12 protein-coding genes and 7 pseudogenes are annotated in these 24,803 nt (G+C 66.0%); 8 read left to right on the forward strand and 11 right to left on the reverse strand.

All coding sequences use genetic code 11. The annotated features are described in order from the left end of the window. Positions 1-186: 186 nt before the first annotated feature. Positions 187-7,655: pseudogene (locus T428_RS24875) on the reverse strand (ATP-binding protein). A 138-nt stretch (positions 7,656-7,793) separates the two neighbouring features. Next, positions 7,794-8,486: a VldE C-terminal domain-containing protein gene (locus T428_RS0101100; RefSeq protein WP_025735019.1), complete on the reverse strand. Its 693-nt coding sequence runs from the start codon at positions 8,484-8,486 to the stop codon at positions 7,794-7,796. A 107-nt stretch (positions 8,487-8,593) separates the two neighbouring features. On the opposite strand from T428_RS0101100, the gene T428_RS0101105 reads away from it, so the two are divergent. After that, positions 8,594-9,517, forward strand: coding sequence for a class I SAM-dependent methyltransferase (locus T428_RS0101105; protein WP_025735020.1), 924 nt, complete (start codon positions 8,594-8,596; stop codon positions 9,515-9,517). On the opposite strand, the pseudogene T428_RS24880 reads toward T428_RS0101105, so the two are convergent. The 4 genes and pseudogenes from T428_RS24880 to T428_RS33105 all read right to left on the reverse strand — a co-directional run bounded on the left by T428_RS24880 (position 9,493) and on the right by T428_RS33105 (position 12,574). Next, positions 9,493-10,777, reverse strand: a pseudogene (locus T428_RS24880) (glycosyltransferase). The gene T428_RS0101105 and the pseudogene T428_RS24880 overlap by 25 nt on opposite strands. A gap of 246 nt (positions 10,778-11,023) precedes the next feature. Beyond that, a complete protein-coding gene (locus T428_RS0101115; RefSeq protein ID WP_025735021.1) occupies positions 11,024-11,791 on the reverse strand; it encodes a class I SAM-dependent methyltransferase in 768 nt (255 codons plus the stop codon). 34 nt (positions 11,792-11,825) lie between these two features. Next, positions 11,826-12,248: a hypothetical protein gene (locus T428_RS0101120; RefSeq protein ID WP_025735022.1), complete on the reverse strand. Its 423-nt coding sequence runs from the start codon at positions 12,246-12,248 to the stop codon at positions 11,826-11,828. Positions 12,249-12,325: 77 nt separating this feature from the next. Continuing rightward, positions 12,326-12,574, reverse strand: a complete 249-nt coding sequence (locus tag T428_RS33105; RefSeq protein ID WP_169733599.1) for a hypothetical protein — start codon at positions 12,572-12,574, stop codon at positions 12,326-12,328. 305 nt (positions 12,575-12,879) lie between these two features. Between T428_RS33105 and T428_RS24885 the strand changes: the two are divergent. Next, positions 12,880-13,513: pseudogene (locus T428_RS24885) on the forward strand (class I SAM-dependent methyltransferase). Between the two features lie 12 nt (positions 13,514-13,525). On the opposite strand, the gene T428_RS24890 reads toward T428_RS24885, so the two are convergent. Both T428_RS24890 and T428_RS24895 read right to left on the reverse strand, forming a co-directional pair. Beyond that, the gene (locus T428_RS24890) at positions 13,526-14,266 is read right to left on the reverse strand and encodes a histidine phosphatase family protein (RefSeq protein WP_245604691.1); all 741 of its coding nucleotides are present in this window, start codon (positions 14,264-14,266) and stop codon (positions 13,526-13,528) included. A 114-nt stretch (positions 14,267-14,380) separates the two neighbouring features. Beyond that, positions 14,381-14,987: pseudogene (locus T428_RS24895) on the reverse strand (chitin-binding protein). A 367-nt stretch (positions 14,988-15,354) separates the two neighbouring features. Between T428_RS24895 and T428_RS24900 the strand changes: the two are divergent. Both T428_RS24900 and T428_RS24905 read left to right on the forward strand, forming a co-directional pair. Continuing rightward, a pseudogene (locus tag T428_RS24900) lies at positions 15,355-16,140 on the forward strand (acyl-CoA thioesterase domain-containing protein). Continuing rightward, positions 16,137-17,698, forward strand: a pseudogene (locus T428_RS24905) (class I adenylate-forming enzyme family protein). Before T428_RS24900 ends, T428_RS24905 begins: the two co-directional pseudogenes overlap by 4 nt. Positions 17,699-17,812: 114 nt before the next feature. Here the strand turns inward: T428_RS24905 and T428_RS0101165 are convergent. After that, a complete protein-coding gene (locus T428_RS0101165; protein ID WP_025735026.1) occupies positions 17,813-18,433 on the reverse strand; it encodes a TIGR03085 family metal-binding protein in 621 nt (206 codons plus the stop codon). 71 nt (positions 18,434-18,504) lie between these two features. Here T428_RS0101165 and htpG point away from each other — a divergent pair, with 71 nt between their 5' ends. Together htpG and T428_RS0101175 are read left to right on the forward strand one after the other, a co-directional pair. Continuing rightward, positions 18,505-20,430, forward strand: a complete 1,926-nt coding sequence (gene htpG / locus T428_RS0101170; RefSeq protein ID WP_025735027.1) for a molecular chaperone HtpG — start codon at positions 18,505-18,507, stop codon at positions 20,428-20,430. Between the two features lie 73 nt (positions 20,431-20,503). Further along, positions 20,504-20,743 carry a hypothetical protein gene (locus T428_RS0101175; RefSeq protein WP_025735028.1) on the forward strand — a complete coding sequence of 80 codons (240 nt, stop codon included), beginning with the start codon at positions 20,504-20,506 and terminating at the stop codon, positions 20,741-20,743. Here T428_RS0101175 and T428_RS0101180 read toward each other — a convergent pair. Both T428_RS0101180 and T428_RS24910 read right to left on the reverse strand, forming a co-directional pair. Further along, complete coding sequence (locus T428_RS0101180) at positions 20,740-22,509, reverse strand: DUF3556 domain-containing protein (RefSeq protein ID WP_025735029.1); 1,770 nt, start codon at positions 22,507-22,509, stop codon at positions 20,740-20,742. The two genes, T428_RS0101175 and T428_RS0101180, sit on opposite strands and share 4 nt — an antisense overlap. 354 nt (positions 22,510-22,863) lie before the next feature. Further along, a pseudogene (locus tag T428_RS24910) lies at positions 22,864-23,486 on the reverse strand (GntR family transcriptional regulator). Positions 23,487-23,793: 307 nt separating this feature from the next. Between T428_RS24910 and T428_RS33420 the strand changes: the two are divergent. Next, a complete protein-coding gene (locus T428_RS33420; RefSeq protein ID WP_211243875.1) occupies positions 23,794-24,390 on the forward strand; it encodes an MFS transporter in 597 nt (198 codons plus the stop codon). Continuing rightward, on the forward strand, positions 24,387-24,734 hold the full coding sequence (locus T428_RS33425) for a hypothetical protein (protein ID WP_211243876.1): 348 nt from the start codon (positions 24,387-24,389) through the stop codon (positions 24,732-24,734). The genes T428_RS33420 and T428_RS33425 overlap by 4 nt, the downstream gene beginning before the upstream one ends. Positions 24,735-24,803 lie beyond the last annotated feature (69 nt).

A 24,803-nucleotide genomic window follows, 5' to 3' on the forward strand; every position in this document is an offset into this window, starting at 1 on the left:
GAGGCCGACATCGGGCGATCGGGCGTGGTTTGCTGTCATGCTCTGGGGCATGGCGGCTACCCCTCGAACGTCTACGCGCGAGATGGCGACGTCAACCTTGCGTACCGGGTTGTCGACGGCTCGGGGCCCGATTTGCTGTTCGTGCCCACGCCCCGATCTGCTGGGTGTGGGCGGACGGTGCCGGACCTAACGTTGCAGTTCGTCAAACCGTGCGACGCCGCGTCGAGATCTGCTTCGTCAAAGAACTCGTAGCGATCAATCAGGTCGCCGTCGACCATAAAGACGTCGGTCATGCGCCATTCGGCGTAGAAGCCATCTTGTGAGGCCGACTAGGCGACGTGCGTGACGACCGCTCCGCGGTTGCTCAACCGATGAACCGCCTCGATGTAGAGATAGACGCTGCCCGCCGATGCGCCCAGCGAGGCGCGCAGGTATTCCATCAGATCGCCCGGCGCCAGCATTGCCCCGAGGCGGTGATCGACGTCTTCGAAGGTTGGTGTCGTCGTGGGCAATTCGCCTCGATTCAGCACATCGAAGACCCGCACGATGGCTGACCATGTACGCGACTCGGCGGCCGCCTCGCCTACGAGGTAACGGGAATCAAGCTCGGCGAAGGCAGCATCGATGTCCTCGAGGTCGAAGACCACAACTGCCGCGGTTCGACCTGCTGCGTCGACCCGAAGGACACGAAATACGTCGACCCGGAATGCTTCAGGTCGCTGAGCCCCATCGGACATGCGGACGCGCGTCAGCGCCAGATACTCGCCGCGGGTAGCTACGACGGTGGCGGTCGAGTCCTTGAAACCGGCTTCCGCGCTGGTTCGCAAATCGTCGATAGCGGCAGCTCGACCGTGCTGTACTCCGGCGTTGACACCACGGCGACGATCGTCGACGCAAATGTCCTCGGCGGGGATCTCACCCATCGAGCTCCAGTCGCGTGCCGCGTAGTGAGTCTGAAAGTGCTCGACCAATGAGCTGGCCCGGCTTGCCGAATCCTGCGGTCGACGTGTCGTTGGGTGCAGTTCTTCGAAGCGTGCGAGCGCGGCGTTGAGATCGCCTTCCTCGAACATCTCGGCCCGGTTGAGCAGGTGCCCCTCGACCGTGAAGATGTCGATCAACCGCCACTCGGCATCGAAACCCTCACGCGATGTAGCTTTCGCCACGTGATTGACGACCGCCCCGACGTCGGTCAACCGATGAACGGTCTCGATGTAGAGGTGGGTCCGCTCTGCCTCGTCTAGCGCTGTGCGCAGGTATGCCTTGAGGTCGCCGGGCGACACCCGCGCAGCGCGGCGACGGTCGATGTCCTCAAAATTCGCTGTTGTCGCGGGGAGCTCATTGCGGTTGAGGGCGTCATATGCCTGCGTGATGACCGACCAGGTGTCGGCGTGGTTCGCTGCTTCGCCTGCGAGGTAACGCTTTTCGAGCTCCTAAAAGGCTGCGTCGATGTCCTCGACGTCGAATGCTACGCTCGCGGCACACTGGCCGTCCGCGTTGGATTCCACAACGATCAAAATTTCGACAACGAAGGCCTCGAGCGCGTGATCGCGCGCCAAATAGCGGAGATGGCTGAGGGCGAGGCGTTCACCCCGGACTGCAAGTACGGTCGGCGATATGTGTGTGATGCCAGCGTTGACTTGCGCTTGCGCGCTGACGATCTCGGCATCACGGCCGTAGATGCCGCCGCCTACCAGATGACGACGATCGTCCGTGTAGTAGTCGTCGGCCAGAACTTCGGTCACTCCTGGCCAATCGCGGCCGACGACTCGCTCCAGGTAGCGCGTACACGCTTGGCTGGCCGCATTTTCCAGCCGCCGCCCCTGTCGGTGCAGTTCGTCGAACCGCGCGAGCGCGGCGTCCAGGTCGGCCTCGTCGAAAACCTCGCAGCGGTTGACCTTGTCACCGGCGACCATCAAAAGGGCAAGCCCGCGCCACTCGGCATCGAAGCCCTGTCGCGAAGTCTCCCACGCCGAGTAGGTGACCAATGCTGCCTGGCGGTTTAGCCGATGCACTTCCTCGACGTGGATGTTGATGTCTTGATTGACATCCCATCCGCCGCCGATGTAAGCGGTCAGGTCTCCTGGCCCGAACGCTGTCTCCCGTCGATGGTCGATGTACGGCGGCAGCTCATGCCGATTCAGTGCGGCGTAGCTAGCCGCAACGACCGACCAGATGTTCGCGTAAGCGCTGGCTTCGCCCGCGAGGTAACGCTTATCCAGGTCTGCGATGGCGGCGTCAGTATCGGCGGGATCGAAAGAGATGATTCCGACGATGCGGCCGTCGGCGTTTATTTCGCCGATGCCGAGGACCTCGGTGGCGAACGCCGCGGCTCCGTGGTCGCGGTACGCGAAGCGCATATGCATGAGGCCAAGCGTTTCTCCGCGGGTCGCGATGAGGGTCGGCATCATCTCGGTGAGCCCCAGGTCGGCGATCGCCCGCATGTCTGCGATCTGGGCTTCGGGACCGAGTCGGATTCCCGAGCCCACCACCGCACGGCGATCTTCACTGGAAACGTCGTGGGCCAGTATCTCGGTCATCGTATCCCAGTCGCGTGCGGCCCACTGGGCCAGGAAACGCCCGGTCACTTGACTCGCCTTGTTTTCCAGCCGCCTTAACGGTCTGGTGAGCTCGTCGAACCGCGCGAGCGCGGCGTCCAGGTCGGCCTCGTCAAAGAGCTCGAAATGGTTGATCAAGTCGCCCGTTAGCGTGGACACGATGACGTCTTGGAACTCGGCGTCGAAGCCGTCGCGCGAGGTCACATACACCGTATGGGTGATGACCGTGCCGAACTCATTCAGCCGGTGCACGACCATCGGGTGGATGTTGGTCCGCTGGCTTTGATCGATTGCGGCACGGAGGTATTGGAGGAATTCACCGGGCGCGAACGCGGCTGCTCGGCGGTGATCGATCGTCACGGCGTCGGGTGCCATCGGGGGGAGTTCGTGCCGGCTCAGCGCGGCGTAGTTGTCAATTGTTGTCGACCATGTCTGTGCATAAGGCGCCGCCTCTCCGGCGAGATAGCGGGATTCGAGTTCGGCGAAGGCGGCGTCGAAGTCTTCGACGTCGTAGGTGACGACGGTCGCGATTCGGTCGTCGGCGTCGATCTCGACCACGTTGAGGGCATTGTTTTGCGCCGAGCCGGGGTCGTTGCCGGACGCGCGAGTTCGGGCCAGGACAAGCCGGTCCCCGCGAACCGCGATGGCGTACACCATCGAGATCGTGAAGCCGACGTCGGCGGCCGCCCGCAGGTCTCTGACCACGACAGCACGGCTATGTTGAGTCTCGGCGCTTACGACTCGCCGATGATCGATGCCCACGTAATCGTTGGCCACGGTTTCGGCCATCGCGTCCCAGTCGCGAGCTGCCATGTGTGACCAAACGTGCCGGAATACACGCGCTGCGGAGTTGTCCAGTCTCGGTGCTTGTGGTCGCTTTTGCTCGAAACGGGTATGTGCCGCTTCGAGTTCCGTCATCGCGGCGTCGATGTCTTCGAGGTCGAACCATACCTGCAGCGCGACTCGACCCTCTTCATCGATGGCGAATAGCTGGAGAAATTCGTCGTGGGGCGCTCCAGGAGTCGCGTCGGCAGTGCCCACAATCAATCGAACGAGCGCCACCCGTTCTCCTCGTACGGCGATTAGCACATGGTCGATCCGCATGGCGCCCGTCTCGAAATCGCGCCTCGCCGAACGTCGCACCACGTCCGATGGGAGCGTAAGGCCCACGATCTTCCGGTGACTCTCGACCGAGGCCCCGGGTGCGAACAGCAGCTCGAGCTCGTCCCAGGCCTCGTTGCGAAAAGCAGCCATCACGCGTTCGCCCACCCGTACGCATTCAGTATCGAACTCGACACTCGGAGTTTCGGGTGCGGACGTGGCCGTCGGAAGTTCACGTGCGCCAAGAATTTCGCGCGCCCGTTCCGCCAGTGCCGCGGCGCCTTTCCGCTCGTACAAACTAACCGCCTGCTCGGCGGCGGATCGCGCCCCGGAAGCATCGCCGGCAGCATCCAAAACCGTTGCGAGCGTCAGGCATGCGTCACCGTGGTCAACCAGGGCGTCAGTGCGTTCGGCCAAAGCCACGGCCGCCTCCGCAACCTGCCGAGCCGCGGCGTGGTCACCGCCGCGGGCCAGCAGGTGTGCCCGCAGCGTGCGCCATCCCATCGACGCCTTCAAGGCGTGCCCCGCCAGACGCTCGCTCTCGGAGCACAATTCGTCTGCCTCGGCATCTCGGCCGAGCGCAAGGCAGGCGCGGCCCAGCAGTGCCGCGGTCTCGGCGGTGTCGGCATCGAGACCCATCCGACGAAAGCCGTTGTAGGCCTTGCGCAGATGCTCTTCGGCCGCCGTAGGGTCGTCGACGATGAGTTCGACGATGCCGGCGAACTGTTCGACCTCCAGCCGTGCGTGCCGCAAGCCGAGCTCGGTGACGGTGCGACGGGCCGAGTCGATCATCCGTCGCGCCGCGGTGGCGCGTCCACGATAGGCCTCCAGCACGGCCTGGCAACGCGTCGACGTGGCTTCGACCGCGGGGGAGTCCGTCGTGATGCGCAGCAGCCGCACCACGTCAAGACACCGACCGCCCGCCCGCGGAACCGGGTTGGGCCCCCACAACGCCGCAAGTGGCGCGCCCGCCAAAACCGCGTTCACGCGGCGATGTTCACGCGCCCGTCGCGCCGCGGTCAGCGCGTCGTCCAACGCGATTTCGCAGTCGGCTATCCGCCCAAGGCGGGCCAGACACCCGGCCCGCACGGTGTGCGCCTTGGCTTCTCCAGCGGCATCGTCCAGTTGGACCAGCTTCGCGGCGGCCGCGCTCAACGCTACCTCCGCCTCATCCAACCGTTCGGGGTGAATCAACATCGCGAGTTGACCGTCGAAGCACGTCGACCATGCGGCCAGACGCGCCGAAGCGACTGTCGTAGCTTGCAATTGGGAGACCGCACCCGCCGCCGAAGTCACGTCGCCCGCGGCCAGCAGCGCCTCGCAGCGCGCGATCAGCAGTTCGGCCGTTTGCTCGTCGCGGTCCGGCAGCTCGTCGTCGAGCTCCTCGAGCGAGTGCAGGGCGTGGCGGTATAGGTCGGCCGCTACTTCGTAAGCGAGTCGCGCCATCGCCTGGTCCGCGGCGCGGCGGCAATAGAACACTGCCTTGGCGGCATTTCCCACCCAAGCGCATTCGTAGTAGTGGTGCGCCAGCTCGGCCAGCAGTTCGTCGTCGGCACCGGGCAGCGTCTCCAGTGCCGCGGCGATGCGCTGGTGCAGTCGCATGCGCCGCACCGACGCCAACTCCGCCAGCAGCGATTGGCGGACGATCGCGTGGTTGGACCGGTAGTTGCCGCCGGGCTCTTCGATGACGATGCCGGCCTGGCAAGCCTCGTCGAACGCGTCGACCAGGTCGCTGCCGACCACGCTCTCGAGCAGTTCCAATGCGAACCGGCTCCCAACCACCGCGGCCGCGGCGAGCGCCTTGTTCGTCTCGGCACGGAGCCGAGAAATCCTGCAACTCAACGCTTCTCGAACGCCCTGCGGTAGTGTGCTCTGATCCCACACGCCGCTACTCTCGTCGACGTGGCGCAGAGACTCGATAAGGAAGAACGGGTTGCCGCCGGTGACCGAGGCCAGCGCGTGAGCGAGCTCCTCGTCGTCGTAGCCGGCCTCGGCGACATAGGCGGTCACGTCGTCCTCGTCAAGCCCGCTGAGGTTCAAGCGATTTGCCGTGCCGTCGCGGTGCAGGTCGGCGAGCATCGCGGCCAGCGAATGGGAACGGTCGAGGTCGGTGCTGCGATAGGTTCCGACGATCTGCACACGAGCGTGGTCGCCGAAACGCAGCAGGTGCCGCAACAGCAGCAGCGTCGGCTTGGCCGCCCAGTGCAGGTCGTCGAGTATCAGCAGCACCGGCGCACTCCTGGAGGCGATCTCCAACAGCGCGACCACGGCATCGAAAAGTGCGTAGCGCTCGGTCTCGGGGTCGGGGTGAGCGCGGGGAGCGAGATCGGGTAGGACATCGGTCAGCCCGGGCACGAGCGGCAACAATGCTTCGACGCCGCGCAGCCCCCGCACCCGGTCGGCGCCCATGCACGGCACCAGCAAGCGCAGCGCTTCCGCGAACGGCTGATAGGGCGCGCCGAGGTCCTCGTCGCAGCGGCCGTACAACACGACGGCTCCTTGTGCATGGGCCTGCTGCTTCCATTCACCGGCCAGCCGTGTCTTGCCGACGCCCGGTTCGCCGGCGATCAGTACCGTGGGGGCACCACCGGCAAGCGCGGTCTGCCACACCGCCAGCAGCCGTTCGAGTTCATGGCCGCGCCCGACGAACGGGCCCGGTCCGACCAGCACCGCGGGCAGGGCGGGACGCTGCATCGGCTGCTCGGCGGTCTGCGGTTGGGGCGGAACCGGGGCGGTGTCCAATCGCAGCTCGAAAACATGCTCGGGCCGGGCGAGGTTCTTCAGCTGACGCATCCTCAGGTCGTCGAGCATGACATCGTCGGCCAGCGAGTCGATGACGAGCTCGGCGGTCGCGCCGGAGCACAGGATCCGGCCACCCTCGGCGAGCGACCGCAGCCGCGCGACCCGGTTGACCGCCCGGCCGAAGTAGTCGCCGTCGCGCAGCTCGACCTCGCCGGTGTGCAGTGCCATCCGGACTCGGATGGGCTCCCGCAACGCCCACGGCTCGTGAGTGATCGCGTCCTGCAACTCAATTGCCGAGGCCGCGGCCGCAGATGGCCGCTCGAAGACCGAGAAGGTCGCATCGCCCTCGCCGCGGGTTTTGACCAGCCGCCCGGCGCGGGAGGTGACAACCTGCTCGACCAGTTCGTCGTGACGTGCGAGGGCGATCGCCATGGCATCGGCGTCGGCCTCCCAGGCGGCGGTCGACCTCTCGATGTCGGTGAGCAAGAAGGTTACCGCACGGGTGACCGACGGAAGGCTCTGTGCCGCAGCAACATCCAACGACGCATCCTGAGCGACGATCGCGGCCTCGAGCCGCCGCAGCTCCGGCCCGAGATCGACCCCCAGCTCGTCGGCGAGTAGCGAACGCACCCGTCGATACGCCCCGAGTGCCTCGCCCTGCCGGCCGGCCCGGTACAGGGCGAGCATCAGCTGGCCCCATCGCCGTTCCCGCAGCGGCCCCTCGGCGACCGCCGCCTCCAGGTCGCCGATGACTTCCGCGGCGCGGCCGCTGGCCAGCAGCACGTCCGCCCGATCCTCCAGCGCGGCGTGGCTTTCGATCCAGCGTGTCTTCTCGGACAGCCCCCGTGGGCCGTCGGGCAGTTCGGGTGCGCCGCGCAACAGGACGAGCGCCTCCTCCAAATACGCCACCGCTTGGCCGGTGTCGCCGACGACCGCCGCGTCACGCCCGGCCTTGGCCGCTGACTTGTAGCGCGGCGCGTCCACGTCGGCGCCGTCGAGCCGCCAGCCCGCTGCCTCGGTGAGCACGACGCCGTCGCCCAGCACGCGGCGCAGCGCGGAGATGTGGGTCTGCAGCGCCTTGGCGGCGGTGCGCGGCGGGTCGTCACCCCACAGCAACTTGACCAGCGCGTCGGCGGGGACGACCGAACCGTCGTGCAACCCGAGCATGGTGAGGATGGCGCGCGGCTTGGCGCCCGGAATGGCGACGGGCGTACCGTCCTGTCGGACCTGGAGAGGTCCCAAAACCCCCAGTTCCACCGGCAAAAGCGTACTCACGTCTGCCATCGTCGGTGGCCGAATTCAATACCGGGTCAAGATCGAGTATTGAATTCCGGGTCAAGATCGAGTAAAGGTGCCGCCCGCAAACTCGCGGGCATTCGGTGACCGGCTGAGGTCCTACTCCGGCGGCGCAGGGGTCATCGAGGCGATGTAGTAGACCTCGTTGCCCTTGGGATAGCCGCCGCCGGTGGTGATGTGGACGTGGTCGTAGTGGTTGGCGGTTTCGTTCCCGAGGTCGGCCGTCCAGGCTCCCGAGTTTGGACCGGGGTAGATCTTCTGCCGCCAGATCACATGGTTGATGCCCCAGCGCTTCGCATTCGCCAGCGCATACCCGGCGATCTGGTTGCCGAGCTCGATGCCTTCCGTGCTGCCGTGGTTCGGAATCATCACGTCGATCGCCAACCCGTTGGGATGCCACGGCAGGGGGTCTTGCCGATACCCGTAGATGGTCTTGATCTGTGGAAACAGCACGCTGATGACACGAGCCGCCCAGATGGTCTTGACCTGCAACCGGTCCTCCGACGCGATGCCGGCGGGCAGCGGGAACTGGAAGCCCTGCGCCCCGGTGGGTGCGGTCGCGGCCAGCGCCGCCAACGATTCGGCTTCCGCGGGAGTGGCGACGTGTGGTCCCAGTCCGGTCGCCGGGTCCTTCGGGGGCGCGGCCGCGGCCACCGTCGGGCTTGCGGTGGGGGGCTCGACGTAGCTCGTGGTCTTGGTGCCCTGGGCGTAGATCATGCCGGCAGAAACGATGAGCGAGGCCGCGATCGCCATCCAGCGGCTTCTGCCGATGGCCAACACGTTCCTGCTCATCCAGAGCACTTTAGTGTCGCCTGCGACGCGTGTGGCGAACTTCGTCGTTTATGGTGGAGGCTATCGAAGTTCTGCTCTCGCGGACCGGTTTCAGGACGGGGGTAACGGTGTCATCGGATGGCGCAGCGCGTACCAAAGGAGACAGCTGGGACTTGGCCTCCAGCGTGGGGGCGACGGCGACCATGGTGGCGACATCTCGGGCGCTGGCGTCACGCGAACCCGATCCGCTGCTCGACGATCGGTTCGCCGAGCCGTTGGTCCGTGCGGTGGGCCACCCTTTCTTCACCCGGATGCTCGACGGTGATATTCCCCTCGACGACGCCGATGCGCCCCTGACAGCGCGACAGCGCTGCGAGCAGATGACCGTGCGCACAAGGTTTTTCGACAACTTCTTCCTCGCGGCGACCGCGAGTGGGATCCGTCAGGCGGTCATCTTGGCGGCCGGGCTCGACGCCCGCGCCTACCGGTTGCCGTGGCCGGCGGGCACGGTGGTTTTCGAGGTGGACCAGCCCGAGGTAATCGTGTTCAAGGGCACTACGTTGGCTCAGATCGGCGCCGAACCGACCGCCGAACGTCGAGCCGTCGGCGTCGACTTACGCGATGACTGGCCTACCGCCCTGCGCGACAACTTCTTTGACAGCGCGGCGCCGACGGCGTGGATCGCCGAGGGTCTGCTGCCGTATCTGCCGCCGGATGCCCAGGATCGGCTGCTGGACAACATCACCGCGCTGAGCGCCCCGGGCAGCCGACTGGCCACCGAAAACATCACCGACATGCGGGTATTCACCGACGAACGCGTGCGAGCCCTGCGTAGCGGTTGGCAAAAGCACGGGCTCGATTTCGACGTAGCCGATCTGGTGTGGGTCGGTGAGCGGCGTCAAGCCGGCGAGCATCTGGCGGCTACCGGTTGGACGGTGACGCAGTACGCCACCGAAGACCTGTACGACGAACACGGGTTCACGCCGCCGGATCACGAACTGCTGGCCGAGTTTCGGCGCACCATCAGCTACCTGAGCGCAGAACTGGGCTGATCGCCGAGCGTTTCGGGCAGGCCCTCGAGGAGATCGGCGGCGCCGGCCACGCTCGCGTCGGGTTTGCTCATCCGAGTGGCGAATTCGCGGGCGCGAGCCACGCATTCCGGCGTGAGGATCCGACGCAGATGGGCGACCAGTGACGCGCGGGTGGTGTTCGCAAACCGCCGGGCGGCACCGACCTTCAGTCGGGTGATCTGCGCTCCCCAGATGGTCTGGACGAGGTCCACCGAGAGGACCAGCGTGGGCACTCCGGCCCGCAGGCCCGCGGCCGTGGTGCCGGTGCCGCCGTGATGCACCACCGCGCGGCAGGCGGGAAAGATTGCGGCGTAGTTGACTTCGCCGACCACCTTGACGTTGTCGAAATGTGGCACCTCGCCGAAGTCGCTCCAGCCGGAGCACACCAACGCCCGCTCACCGAGTTGCGCGCATGCGGCGCTGATCATTTCGACCGTGCCCGCGGGAGACTCGACGCGCATGCTGCCGAAGCCGAAGCAGATCGGCGGCGTTCCCGCCGCAATCCACGACGCGACTTCCTCGTCGGCGCCCGTCGTCTTTTCCAGTGTCAGCGCGCCGACGAACGGGCGCTGTCTCTTCCATTTCGCCCATTCGGCAGTCAAGCCGGGGAAGCACGCCTCGTCGTAGGCCTGAATTTCCAGCGAGCCGCGGTCGGCGATGCGTCGCGAGGCGGGCCGAGTTGCTTTGGGCAAGCCCAGTTCCCGGCGCTGCGCATCCTCAAGATGTTTGGTCATCCGCCATGTCAACCAGTTGGACACCCTCATGGCCGAGCGGGCCAATGGCGCAGGCACGACCGGGACGAGTTGGCCGTTGGCGCGGATCGGGACGTAGTGCAGGGTGGCCAGCGGCATGTCGTAATACTCGGCAACGTTGGCCGCGGTCTCCATGAAGCTTTCGCCGGTGAAAAGGACGTCGGCCCCGTCCGCCAGCGGCGTCAGCGTCTCGCTCATCTGCACCCAGCTCCGGATTACCGAGTCGCGAAGGTCGCGCCACATCCCGATCAGCGACGGGATTTCCACGCGTTGTGGAAGGCAGAGGACCAGAAGTCGCGATAGGTATCCGGCCATTCGCGCGTGTCGAGCCCATATGCGACCGCACTGACGCCGGAAGCTTCGGCAAAGCCCACCAGATCGGGCGAGACGGCCATCTGCACGTAATGGCCGCGGCGCAGCAGTTCACGGCCGCAGCGACTGACGGCTCGATGTCCCCCCGAGTTCCATAAATTGCGAGTACAAATCTCATTGCGGATCCCGGATCTTCAGTTGTCGCGCGCCTGGTCCGGCCTCAGGGGGCATCGGCGAAGTGGTGCGGGCCCAGCCTAGCGTGCCGAGGCGCCGATGCGAGCAAAGTCTGGATGCATACAGTTGCGTACGTTTCGAGACCAGCAGTCTGCTCATTGGCCACTTCAACACCATGCGGAAGGGAAGACGTGTTTCTCTACAGCGCTAGTGCATGCGCTATGACGTGGCCGAACAGTCACGTCCCGCATCACTGGTCACCGCGGGAAACCCGGTCGGCGCGCCAGCACCAGGCGCGCATCGGGATATCGATCAGGTCGGCGCCGGGAAAGCGTGCCTGCATGGCCGCGCGCGCTTGGTCGAGCGTGCGGGCGCGGTCTTCCGGCGAGGCGATGATGGCCCGGCTGTAGGTTGCCAGCATCGCCACGGCGTTTTCGAGCGTCATCGTCCGCACGAACCGGAAGATCTGCCGCTCGATGTTGTGGAAGATCTGCGGTTCGGGCAAGTCGAAGTGCAACCGTTGCCGGAATCGGTCGACCGACTGGACCTCCTCGAGGTCTTGGCCGGGCAGCCGGCCGAGGTCACGCACCCAGTCCACCTCTCGGTCGCGGCTGGTCCAGATCAGGCCGAAGCGGCCGCCGTCGCGCAGCACCCGACCGATCTCCGGAACGGCCCGTTCGTGATCCATCCAGTGCCACGCCGACGAAACGAAGACCCCGTCCGCGGTGGCGTCCGCGAGCGGTATCGACTCACCGCGCCCCTCGAGCGCCCGCACTCCCGGGGATCGCTCGGTCAGCACCTTGCGCATTCGCTCATCGGGCTCTACCGCGATGACCTGAGCTGCTCGGTCCACCAGGGTGCGGCTGATCAGTCCGGTTCCCGCGCCGACGTCGACGGCCACCCGACCACCGGGCGGCACCAGCCAATCCACCGCCTGCTGCGGGGCCTGCGGTCGCAGGCCGTCGTAGTCCTCGGCGATCGATCCGAAGGACATTGCGCGTTCTTGGCGATGGGTCACTCTGCCACGCTAGAGCGCTTACCTGTGTCTGAACTTAGGGATTCCCATGCGCTGCAAGCGTTTCGTGCAATCGGCTGACGGATCCCCACAGGTAGAACTCGGGCAGGCCCCGTTGTAGGCCCGAGCGGCAGATTCCTACTCCCGTCACCGGCGACTCATCGCCGAGGTGCGCGGCCTGGACGGCCCGAGCCGCGCCGAACAGTTCCTCGGCTGAGAAGCAGGAGCCGTTGACGGCCTCGACTCGCCGTCCCGGCTTGGTGTCGCCAGCAGGCCCGAAGGGTGACAGATAAATAGCGGGAGCGCTGAGCGTCGATCCGCCCTTCGTCAGTCGCCCGGCCGGACCAGATGACCATGCGATTGCCGCGTCTTGCAGCGGCGCGAACGGCAAGTCCGGTCGGTGAATGGTCTGCTCGTCGGCCGACAGCGGTTCGGCACGAAGCCGCGTCGCCTTTTCCACCAGCGTGGCGACGGTGGTGACGTAGTAGGCGATGCGCTTGCGCCGGACGGTTGCGAGGTCCGCCAGGCCCCAGCTGTTCAGATGCGGCCCCAGACGTCGTACATGACGACATCGCCGTCGTACAGCAGAACTCGGTGGGGCCGGTCGTCGTGGGGGAACCGGAACACGGTCCCGAGCTCGATCTTGGACGCGTCCATGCGCCGCAGCGTAGCCGTCGCCGTGCGACGTGACTCGACGCCGACCAATCCGGACCGCGAACGGTTCGGCTGGTCCACAATGATGTTGCCGGTCGGTGGCCGGATGCTTTCGGGGAGGAGAACCGACACGAGCAAGACGACTACAGCGCTGACCCGCCCGCCATTGCTACGGCGTTGCGCGGTCGGCGTGTTCGCTCTCGTGTTGGCGGGGTTGCCGACGACGTGGATCGCCGCGCCCGCCGTCAGCCGGGCCGAGCCGTATTGTGCCCCCGGCTGGGCCTGGAGCGTCGAGCTGAACCAATGCGTGTTCGTGCTTCCGGCCGCCAATGGACCGGGCGGCCCCGGTGGACCGGGAGGTCCAGGCGGGCCGGGTGGGCCAGGTGGGCCCGGGGCCCCGGTGGACCCGGATTGCCGGGCCACCACTAACAAGTCGTATGACCACGCCGCAACGCCGGGGGTTCAACAACGCCATCACCGGGTTGTGGAGTTTCCTTGCCCCCGTCTACGACCAGCCCGCGTTGCAGCGGTGGGTCTACCGCCCGCCGCACGACGAGGTCATCGCGCGGCTGCGTGCCCATCAATCGCGCAAGATCGCTGACATTGCTTGTGGGACAGGCCTTCTCAGTGACCGCATCGAGCGCGAACTACACCCCGAGGCGATCTACGGGGTCGACATGTCCGCCGGCATGCTCGCCCAGGCGCGGGCCAGATCCGAGCGGGTGCAATGGATACGCGGCCAGGCCGAACAGCTGCCCTTTGACGACGGGTGCCTCGACGGTCGTGACGACTTCGGCATTCCATTTCTTCGACCAGCCGGCCGCGCTGCGGGAGTTCCATCGGGTACTGGCGCCGGGTGGGCTGGCGGCGGTCTCCGCGTTGAGTACGCGACAAACGCTGCTGCATCTGCCGTCGACGAACAGATGGAAACCTCAGCACAACGCCTCGCCCGCCGAGGTGCGGTCGATCTTCGAGGGTGCCGGGTTCACCGTCACCGATCAGCACCGGATCCCGCGGGCGTTCTGGACCCGATTCGTATCCGACGTGATAACCGTCGGCGTCAAGAGCTAAGCGCCGGATCGATCAGCACGGCGGGGGATCGGCATCCCATTCGGTCATCGTCCAGCCGTCGGACGGATTCCCGGTCACCACCACATGGCCCACATTGGTCAGCGACTTGGTCTTCAGCAACGACGGGTCCGCGTTGCGCGCGTTCATCAGCACCCAGAACATGATCGCGGCGCTGTGCGAGAACGCGACCGGGTACTGCTCGCCGCTGTCGTAGATGCGTTGGACGGCTTCGGTGAATCGCGCGTTGAACTCGTTGCCGTCCACCGAGCCGGGGATGCGTGCGGTGCGGTCGCCCTGTATCCAGCGCGCCGGTGCGGCGAAGTAGGTCTGGGGGATGTCGGCCTCGGGGTGTCCTCGAACTTGCCGGCCTCGATCTCCCGCAGCCCGGGCAGCACCGTGACGGGTTCGCCGAGCACCTGCGACGTCGGCGCCGCCGTCTCCTGGGTGCGGATCATGGTTCGACGCGTAGACGCCGTCGTAGTGGTTCGGCGCCAGCTGCGGGGCCACGACGGCCGCCTGGCAGAAGCCGCGGGGTGAAAGTTCGGGACCGGGAACCGAGGTGTCGATCAATCCCGAGGCGTTGGCCGCCGACTGTGCATGTCGCACCAGCGTCAGCGTGATGGTGCGGTTTCCGGCGGCCCGGGCCGGCGCCCAGTTCGACGCCAACGCCGCGACGAGGACGACGACGAAACTTCGTATGGCCACCGTGATTTCACGCGTCCGTCGACGTCGACGGTCATCCGCAGTTTTCACGCGAGCAGTGTAAGACGTTCCGTACGGCTGCGCCGGGCGAACCCTGAGTGCCACGCACGACGCCCGCCTCGCCGAGTGGCGAAACGGGCGTCGCGGTGGGGCTGTGGTCAGCTGTTACAGCGGGATCCAGACTCCGAAGAACCAGAAGCCCCACTGGTTGAAACCGGGATCCCACACGGGGGTCTCCTGGTAGCCCCAGTAGTTGATCGGGCCGTAGTTCCACGGGCCCCCCGGCGGCGGAAGCGGTCGATCCCACGCCGGCTGGGGCGGTTCGCCCGGTCCCCAAGGGGCAGGGCCGTTGCCCCACGGTGTGTTGTTGAAGTAGCCGCGGTGCGGATCGCCGTGCCAAGGACCGCCGGGTCCGCCCGGGCCACCCGGCCCGCCGGGGCCGCCAGGTCCGCCCGGCCCGTTGAACCCGGGACCACCCGGGTGTCCGGGTCCGCCCGGCCCACCCGGGTCCGCCAGGACCGTGTTCGCCGGGGCCACTGGGACCACCGGGACCATCGGGACCACCCGGTCCACCCGGTCCACCCGGGCCGGGGCCACCGGGGCCGCCGGGATCGTTTGGCCCCGTCGGCGCGTGGACACCGCCAGGTCCCGGAGCGCCATGGCCGCCCGGGCCTGCGGGAGCGGCGTTGGCCAAACCGGCACCCACGCCCAGCGCTGCCGCGCTGAAGGTGCCGGCCAGCGTGCCCGCCGCATTCAATTGCTTGAGTCTCATATTATTTCCCCCACTCGTTCATTAGTGGATTTGTCGAATGCTGACCCCCAACTCATCCAACACTAGATAGCCTAGCTATGAGTCGGCTGTGCCTTCTCCCTGCAAAGCCTTTGGCCGCTCTCTCGTGATTCGGTCGGCAAGCGGGCCGAACCATGGATGAGAAAGTCAATGCTGCTGTGCGAGTGTGGTTTTAACACAAACACTGACCGCATAACGGATGACCTGGAAGTCGAACTGTAATATCTACTGTTGCTTACCTCAGAGGAGGAATTTCGATGAAAGCCCTGTTCGCGCGGAGCTTCATGTGGTGACCGAGCCCGATATCGTGCCCGACAACGTCGACTTCAGGACGCCGAGACCCTACTTCATGCGCGACGGAAGTCATTACGTGCCAACGGCAATAGCGCGCGGTGGGTGGGGCCCGTCCATGAGCGGACACGTCGGCGGCGGCATCCTGGCCGCGGCCCTCGAAGGCGAGGTCGACGACCCAGAGCTGCAACCCGCGCGGCTGACGGTCGACCTGCCCGCACCGGCCGCGCTGGAGCCGTTCGAGGTGCACACCACGGTGCAGCACAAACGCCGGCGATTGCGGCTGGTCGAGGCCCTTCTGGTGCAGCGTGGCGAACCGGTCGCGCGGGCCAGCGCGCTATTTTTGCGGCGCGGCTCGCAGCCCGACGGCAAGGTGTGGTCGCAACCCCTTCAGATGCCGCGGCTGCCCACCGAGCACGACGGTGACAAGCCGACGCTGTTCCTGCGGACCTACGGCTGAGGCGGTGAGCTGCAGAACCCCGATCCCGACTGGGACACGACCGGACCGAAGTACACGTGGCTGCACGAGACGCGTTCCTTGATCGACGACGAGCCTCTCTCGCCGTTCACCCGCGCCGCGCTGTGTGCCGACGTCACCGCGGCGATCGCGAACTGGGGCACTAAGGCGCTGGAGTTCATCAACGTCGACTACACGCTCACCTTGAGCCGGCTGCCCGAAGGACCCCATATCGGGCTGGCCGCACTGACTCACTACAGCGACGACGGGGTGGCCAACGGGTCGGCCGTCGTCGTGGACCACCGTGGTCCAGTCGGCAGCGCGGTGGCGGTATCCATCGCGCACTCCGGATTTCGACCACCCTCGGACTTGCCGCCCGCCGGATGACGACCGGAAACGACGTCACCTCTTGGACGTTGATCGCCGAGGCGGCCCACCGCCAGCCGAATCGGCGGCTGTTCGCCGACGACCATGGCCGCAGCCTGAGCGCGCGAGAGCTTCGCGATGCCGCATGCGCGACGGCGGCCGCGTTCGCCGAACGCGGGATCGGTGCGGGAACCGTGGTGTCCTGGCAGCTGCCGACCACACTCGAGACCGTGGTCGTCATGGCGGCGCTGGCCCGACTCGGCGCGGTGCATAACCCGATCATCCCAATCCTGCGGGAGCGGGAGCTCGCCTTCATCACCGGGCAGCTGTCGACCGAATTCCTTGTGGTGCCCGACGTTTGGCGAGGATTCGATCACGGCGCGCTGGCCCGGTCGTTGGCCTCGGCGAGGGGCTTGCAGGTCATCACCGTCGACCTGGCGACACCGCCGCGGGCCGGTGAGCTACGGCTGCCGCGCGCGGATGCCCGATGCGCTGGCGGCGGCGGCCGGCGGCGACAACCAGTGGATCTACTACTCGTCGGGAACTACCGCTGCCCCCAAGGGGATTCGTCACACCGACAGCACGGTGATCGCCGGCTCGCGTGGAATGGTCGCGGCGATGGGTATCACCGCCGACGACGTGGACCCGATCGCCTTTCCCATCGCCCATATCGGCGGAGCCGCGATGATCGCCGCCGCGCTGATGACCGGCATGCGCCTGGCGCTGTTCGAGGTATTCGACCCGGTCGCGACCCCGCGGGCCATCGCGGCACACAATCCGACCTTTCTGGGCACGGCCACACCGTTCTTCGCCGCTTTCCTGGAAGCGCAACGGGCCACGGTGATCGGCCCCTCTTCGGTGCACTGCGGGGTTGCATCGCCGGCGGTGCGCCGATCACCGCCGAACTGGGACGACAGGTTCGCGAAACCTTCGGGGTGCCCGGCATCGCGAACGCGTGGGGGATGACCGAGTTTCCGGTCGCGACCTCACCGTCGCTCGACGCCGCGCCCGAGGTGCTCGACTACACCGTCGGCACACCGGTTCCGGGGGTCAGCGTCCGCGTGGTCGACGGCCGCGAGAACGAGTTTCCCGTCGGTCGGGAAGGAGAGCTACGGCTGAAGGGACCGCAATGCTTCCTCGGCTACGCGGACGCGAGTCTCGACGCCGCTGCGTTCGACGAGGACGGCTGGCTCCGCACCGGGGATCTGGGGCTGATCGACGCCGACGGCAACGTCCGGGTCACCGGCAGGATCAAGGACGCGATCATTCGCAACGCGGAGAACATCTCGGCCCTCGAGATCGAAACGTGCTCGCCACCCATCCCGCCGTCGCCGATGTTGCCGTCATCGGAGTGCCCGACCACAGCGCGGGGGAGCGGGTGTGCGCCGTCGTGGTACCCGCCTCGGCCGACGGCGTGTCATTGGAATCCCTGGTGCGGCACTGTCATTCGCTGGGCCTGAGCCGCTACAAACATCCCGAACACCTCGTCATCGTCGACACCTTGCCGCGCAACCAATTCGGCAAAGTCATCAAAAAGGAGCTGCGCGAGGCCGTCGGCACCAAAAATGCTGGCCGGTAACGGTTTACCAACGCGATACCGCATGCGCTATCGCGTTTGAAAACCGTGTGACCCGAAGCTTCGCGGTGCTGATGTGGCCCGTGTGACAGCCGAGCCGGATGGTGCGACGGTGGCCTACAAACCCTTGGGCGCGTCGCGGACGGCCTGCACGGCCGACGGGTCGCCGTCGAACTCCACGCGGGCCGCTCGCCCGACCGAGAACAGTAGCAGCTCTTCGAGTGTACCCGTCACCGTGACCGCCGGGCCGCTGCTCGCGATCAGCACCGTCTTGCCCTCCGGCAGTCGGAGTGCGACCCGGCCGGGAACCTTCCCAAGCGTCATCCGGGCCATCAGCGGAAGCGTGCGGCGCAGGCTCTTCGCCAGGGCCGGCTCCAGCACGCGCGGCGCCCAGTCCGGCTGCGCGCGACGCACGTCCTCGTGATGGATGAACATCTCGCCGACGTTGGCCACCGGGTCGAGCAGCTTGAGCGGTGAGTACAGGGGCGGACCGGACGCGACCTTGTCCAGCAGCGTCTCCCACTCCGTCTGCTCAGCCACCGCGTTTTGCACCTTGGCGGTGTGGCCGGCGAAGAACGGGATGAGAATGCCGGGCGCGGCATCCGCGCGATATTCGCGAATCACGAGGTGGGCGGCCAGATCTCGGGTGGTCCAGCCGTCGCACAGGGTGGGCGCGTCCGGCCCGACGGTGCGCATGGTGTCGACGAGGGCGGCACGTTCGCGTTGAGCAACAGACACCAGATGTCCCTTCATCGGTGGGGCTGACCTGTTCAGGGTAGAGCCCGAGCGCAACGGTAGATTTGAATGCCATGAATGCCGGTGTTGAACAATTGGAATTCCAGGCCGAGGCCCGCCAACTCCTCGACCTGATGGTCCATTCGGTCTACTCCAACAAGGACTCGTTTCTGCGGGAGTTGATCTCGAATGCCTCCGACGCGCTGGACAAGCTTCGGCTGGAAGCGTTCCGGAACAAGGACCTGAATGTCGACACATCCGACCTCCACATCGAGATCGACGTCGACAAGGGCGCGCGCGCCCTGACCATCCGCGACAACGGCATCGGCATGACCCGCGACGAGGTCATCGGCCTGATCGGCACGCTCGCCAAATCGGGTACCGCCGAACTGCGCCAGCAGCTTCGGGAGGCCAAGAACGAGGCCGCGTCGGAGGAACTGATCGGCCAGTTCGGTATCGGCTTCTACTCGTCGTTCATGGTGGCCGACAAGGTCGAGTTGCTGACGCGCAAGGCCGGCGAGAGCCAAGCCACCCGGTGGGAGTCGACGGGCGAGGGCACCTACACGATCGAATCGGTCGAAGACGCCCCGCAGGGAACCGCCGTCACCCTGCACCTCAAACCGGAGGACGCCGAGGACGAGCTGCACGATTACACCTCGGAGTGGAAGCTCCGCAGCCTGGTCAAGCAGTACTCCGACTTCATCGCGTGGCCCATCCGGATGCAGGTCGAGAAACGGACGCCCGCCACCGAAGAGGGCGGCGAGGAAACCGTCACGCTCGAAACCGAGACATTGAACTCGATGAAGGCGCTGTGGACCCGGCCCAAGGACGAAGTCTCCGACGAGGAGTACAAGGAGTTCTACAAGCACATCGCCCACGCCTGGGACGACCCGCTCGAGGTCATCGTGATGAAGGCCGAGGGCACTTTCGAATACCAGGCGCTGCTTTTCATCCCGTCGCACGCCCCGTTCGACCTGTTCACCCGCGACGCCCACGTCGGGGTCCAGCTGTACGTCAAGCGGGTGTTCATCATGGGCGACTGCGACCAGCTCATGCCGGAGTACCTGCGGTTCGTCAAGGGCGTGGTCGACGCACAAGACCTGTCGCTCAACGTTTCTCGCGAAATCCTGCAGCAGGACCGGCAGATCAACGCGATCCGTCGGCGGCTGACCAAGAAGGTGCTGTCCACGATCAAGGACCTGCAGTCCGAGCGGCCCGAGGACTACCGCACCTTCTGGACCCAGTTCGGTCGGGTTCTCAAAGAGGGCCTGCTGTCCGATGTCGACAACCAGGACACCCTGCTGCAAATCTCCTCGTTCGCGTCGACGCACAGCGAGGAGGACGCCACCACTCTCGCCGAATACGTCGAGCGCATGAAAGAGGGGCAAGAGCAGATCTTCCACGCCACCGGCGAAACTCGGCAGCAAATCCTGAAGTCGCCGCATCTGGAGGCCTTCAAGGCCAAAGGCTACGAGGTTCTGATCCTCACCGACCCGGTCGACGAGGTCTGGGTCGGCACCGTGACGGAGTTCGACGGGAAACCGCTGCAATCGGTGGCCAAGGGCGAAGTGGACCTCGACTCCGACGAGGAATCCAGCGACGCCGAGCGCGAGGAGCGGGAGAAAGAATTTGCCGACCTACTGGCTTGGTTGAAGGAGACGTTGACCGACCACGTCAAGGAGGTCCGGCTGTCGACTCGCCTGACCGAATCGCCGGCCTGCCTGATCACCGACGCTTTTGGGATCAGTCCGGCGCTGGCACGCATCTATCAGGCCTCCGGGCAGAACATCCCCATCGGGAAGCGGATTCTGGAACTCAACCCGGAGCATCCGCTGATCACCGGGTTGCGCCAAGCCCACCAGGAGCGGCCCGACGATCCCACCGTCGCCGAGACCGCGGCATTGTTGTACGGAACGGCGCTGCTGGCCGAGGGCGGTGCGCTTGAGGACCCGGCCAGATTCGCCGAATTGCTGGCGAAGCAGTTGACTCGCACGCTGTAATCAGGCAAAACGGGCCCCTTCGGTCGAAAATAGCGGGCGATTGAAACTTGACCGAAGGGGATAATTACTTCGCATGACCGCCTTTCGAGTTATCGACCCGCATGGCGAGATAGTCGGGGCGAAGAATTTCGACAGCGCAGAAGCCGCATACGCGTGGTTCATGGACACCGTCGCGGACAGTTCCGAGCTGGGCTGGCGCATGGAAGTTGACGACGGCGGCGCCTGGGCGCATTTCGACGACATCGGTGGGTTCACCGCACCGGCCAGCCGTCGCCGCCGCAACGGTCGGATGCAGACACCCAGGTGCAGCTAGTCGGCCGTGGATAGCCGCTTGGCGTCGTCTCCGCGGGTCAGATGGATGGGAAACTCGTCGCCGGGCTCGGGCCACGGCTGACGCGTCAGCATGTCCGCCACGGTGACGTAACCCTCCTCGATCACGCCGGCCTTGGCGTCGGCGATGCGATACCACTGCCGTTGGGTCTGAATGGGTTGGCCCTCCAGGATGACCACCCGGACATCGCCCTCGTCGAACCGACAGCGCCGCTGCAAGGCCTCCAGCAGTTGCTCGTTGTGCAGGTGGCCCTCGCCGAAGTTCCAGCCGACCAGGGGGCCGGCCACGATCTCGCCCTCGCGCATGCGGTAGTCGGCTTCGTCGTCGATGGCGCGAGGCAGCAGCCCATTGAGCGCGCGGCCGTGCGTGTGCATCGACCGAAACGCGCCGGCCTTGTCGATGGTGATCTCGGCGGTCGCGGCGTCGTAGAGCTTGGTCAGTTGTTTGGCAGTCAGCGCAGAGTTTTTGGTGACGTTGGCTTCGATCTTCTCCTCGCCACCCGCACGGAAGCACCACACGCTGGTCGCCCAGTTACCGGCGTAGTAGCGCATCGCGGGTAGGAACGAAAACTGCTGAGGGAACAGGTTTCCCAGGATCGGCACGATGGCCAACGCGACGACGAGGATCGCCAGCAGCAGCGGTGACTGCAGGTCGGTCACGTGAATCGAGCCGTAGTGGCCGAACAAATAGAACAGCGAGAAGATCAAGAAGACGTTCCACTCCAACGGAACTCCCATCGGGAGGTTGGAAATGATGTTGAGGTGGAAGATCACCATGAAGCCGATCAGGAACCAGGCCCAGCGGTGGCCGTCCGCGAAGAAGACCAGCACCAAGGGCACCAGGAACTCCGCCGTGGTGCCGCCGACGTGCGCCATGATCTTCGGCACCCACGACGGACGTAGGTCGTTGACCGGGTCGCGGTAGAGCCGGTGTTTGACCCAGTTGAACAGTTTGCTCCGCAACAGCGGATGGTTGCTGGTCATCACCGCCACGACGTACGGGAAATGATGGTTGGGCTTGGAGGTCGCCGCGCCCCACCACAGCGCGAGCATGACGATTTTGAAGCCGGCTATTTGATCGGTGAAGCCAAAGAAGAACACGAACAGGGTCAGCCAGTAATGCTCGCCGCGCGCCGCCAGGAACACCGTCTTGTCGCGCAGGCCCAGCAGCGCCAGGGCGACGATCATCGGCACCACCACCCTCGGATCGAGCAGGCCGACGTCGCCGGCCGCGGTGACCGGGCCGCCGCGACCGGGCGACAGCAGCGCCCAGATGCCCGAGGCCAGCACGATCGCGTAGAGGGCGACGTCGACGAGCGAGCGGCTATCGCCACGGGTGAACGGAACCACCCGCGGCCACGGGGGTAGACGAATCGTGTTGGGCCGCAACCAAAACAGACAACCGCCTATCGGCGGCCAGAACCTGGCCGTGAGCGGGCCGAACCCGCAGCCCAGGCCAAGGACCTCGAACAGCAGCGTGAAGACGACGAGCTTCTGGTACACGATCGGTTGCGTCCACCACTGTTGGATGTGGCCCAGGCCGCCCAGACCCGGGGTCGACGCGATGACGGCGGCGGCCCCACCGGCGTAGGCCGCCATCTTCAGCACATACAGCAGGTAGATCGCCGACGGGGTGCCGAAGCCGTGCTCCACCCAATGCCGGGTCACCACTTGCATGCGTGTGGACCGGGGCAGCGTGGGCCAGGTGTCGTGGTCGACATCTGGAAGGTCCGGCGTGATGAATCCCACGATGGCCTCGTTCCGCGTTGAACCTGGTAGGCGATGACTCAATGTAGCGCAACAGATCTGCGGCCGGAATTACCTACGGGCCGACGATACGGACGCGCCCGGCCACTGCACGCGGGCTTGTGGCCGGCTGCGTGCGGGATATCGCCTCGGCGTTCTCGCCGCGGCATAGTTGAGGGCGTGCTCGGCGACGGTACTCGCGCGAAAATGCATGCAAATATCCCCAATTGGGATGCGCGCGCGCCATCCACGTCAACAGCGACTTCTGGTTCGCGCCGTCCGTTTCGGCGCGGGAGACCAGCGGTCCGTCAAAAGCTCTGTCTCCTACGCGATTCGGCATAGCTGCCGGCGTTGCGATCAATCCGGGTTCGCGGACTCGGAGAGGAAGCGGTAGAGCAGCTCTCCGGTGTCGAGGAGATGCTGGGTGACCAGCGACTGGGCGGTGTCGACATCGCCCTGGCGGACGGCCTTGAGCAGCACGGCGTGTTCGCGGTTGGAGGCGCGCTTGTACGCGGGCAAGCCGAACTTGAGCCGAAGATAACGCTCACCCCGGACATGCAGCATGTCGATCATCTCGAATAGCTGCGCTCGCCGGCAGGCACATACAGGCTCAAATGGAACGCCTGGTTGCGCGCGACGTAGAGCGACGGATCCTTCTCGGCCGATGCCGCCTTGCAGAGTGCGGCCGCATTCCGCAACGAAGCCGGCGTGTGAGCGGGTATGGCCAGTCCGATCGCCAGGCTTTCCAGCGCGGCGCGGATCTCGTATATCTCCCGCGCTTCCTGTGCCGACAGCGGCGCAACGGTGGCGCCCTTGTTGATCTCGGCCTTCACCCAGCCTTCGCTTTCGAGTTGGCGCAAGGCTTCCCGGACGGGGATCGCGCTGACCGAGAAGTGCCGCGCGATCGCGTCCTGGCGCAACGGCGTGCCCGGGGCCAGGCTGCCGTCGACGATCGCGGCACGCAACGCGTTGGCGATCATCCGCGACGTACTGCCCCGCTCCGCTCACGCGAGCGAAGCCGGCAACGCTGCCGCCGGTCTGGCTAGGAGGGAATGAGTCATAGCGTCGGACATCACATATTATATATAAGTCGGACATCACATATTATATATAATTCGGTACTCGCGTTAACGCACAATCTCGCGAGCCAATTCCATTTCAGCCCGGGGGCACGCTATGAGTTCAACGACAGAACAGCGCACGGTGCCGACACGCCATCGGACGCCACTGGATCGCTCCCAAATTCTCGGCTTTTGGGGGGCATGGACCGGTTGGACGCTCGATGGCATGGATTCGTTCATCTATGCTGCTGGTGCTCACGCCGGCGCTGCCCGAACTGTTGCCGCGGTCGGGCATGTCCGCGACGCCGGCCAACGTCGGTGTCGTGGGATCGATCCTGTTCGCCCTGTTCCTGGTGGGCTGGGGGCTTTCCTTTATCTGGGGCCCGATCGCCGACCAGTTCGGGCGGACGAAGGTGCTGGCCGCGACGATCTTCACATTCGCGACGTCTGGGAGCTCGCCACCTTCCGCTTCATCGCGGGGGTCGGCATCGGCGGCGAGTGGGCCCTGGCTGGAACCTACGTGGCCGAGGCATGGCCCGAGGATCGACGCAAGATGGGTGCGGGTTATCTGCAGACCGGCTACTACGCCGGCTTCTTCTTGGCCGCGGCGCTCAACTACGCCATCGGCGTCCATTTCGGTTGGCGCGCAATGTTTCTGACCGGGGCCGTGCCCATCGTGGTCGCGATACTGTTCTTGACGCGGGTGAAGGAGACCGACAGGTGGCAGCGGGCCGACTCGGGCGGCTCCGTTCGCGTGAACCCGTTGCGCGAATCCTGGGCGTGCGGTACCGGCGCCGAACCTGGGTGGCCTGCGCGTTGTTGACGATCGCGATCGTGGGCTTGTGGGCGGGCGCGGTGTACGAGCCGACGGCCGTGATTCAGCTGGCGCAGCACGCGGGGATGGGCAAAGGCGACGCCACCAGAACCGCATCGTGGGCAACGGGCTTGTTGTCGATCGAAACGATCCTGGGTTGTATTGCGCTGCCGGCGATCGCCGAGCGCATCGGACGCAGGAAGACGGCCGCGATCTATTTCGCGGGAATGGCGGTCGCGATCACCGGCAGCTTCGGCTGGGCGTTCTATCTGCCTGACGGCCTTGCACCGTTTATCGCGTGGCTGTTCGTGCTGGGCTTCTTCGGCGCCAACTTCGCGCTATTCAGTCTGTGACTGCCCGAACAGTTCGAGACACGGGTCCGCGCAACGGCGTTCGCGTTCTGCACATCGTTCGGCCGCTTC

This window comes from Mycobacterium genavense ATCC 51234 (genome assembly GCF_000526915.1).
Classification (GTDB): Bacteria; Actinomycetota; Actinomycetes; order Mycobacteriales; family Mycobacteriaceae; genus Mycobacterium; species Mycobacterium genavense.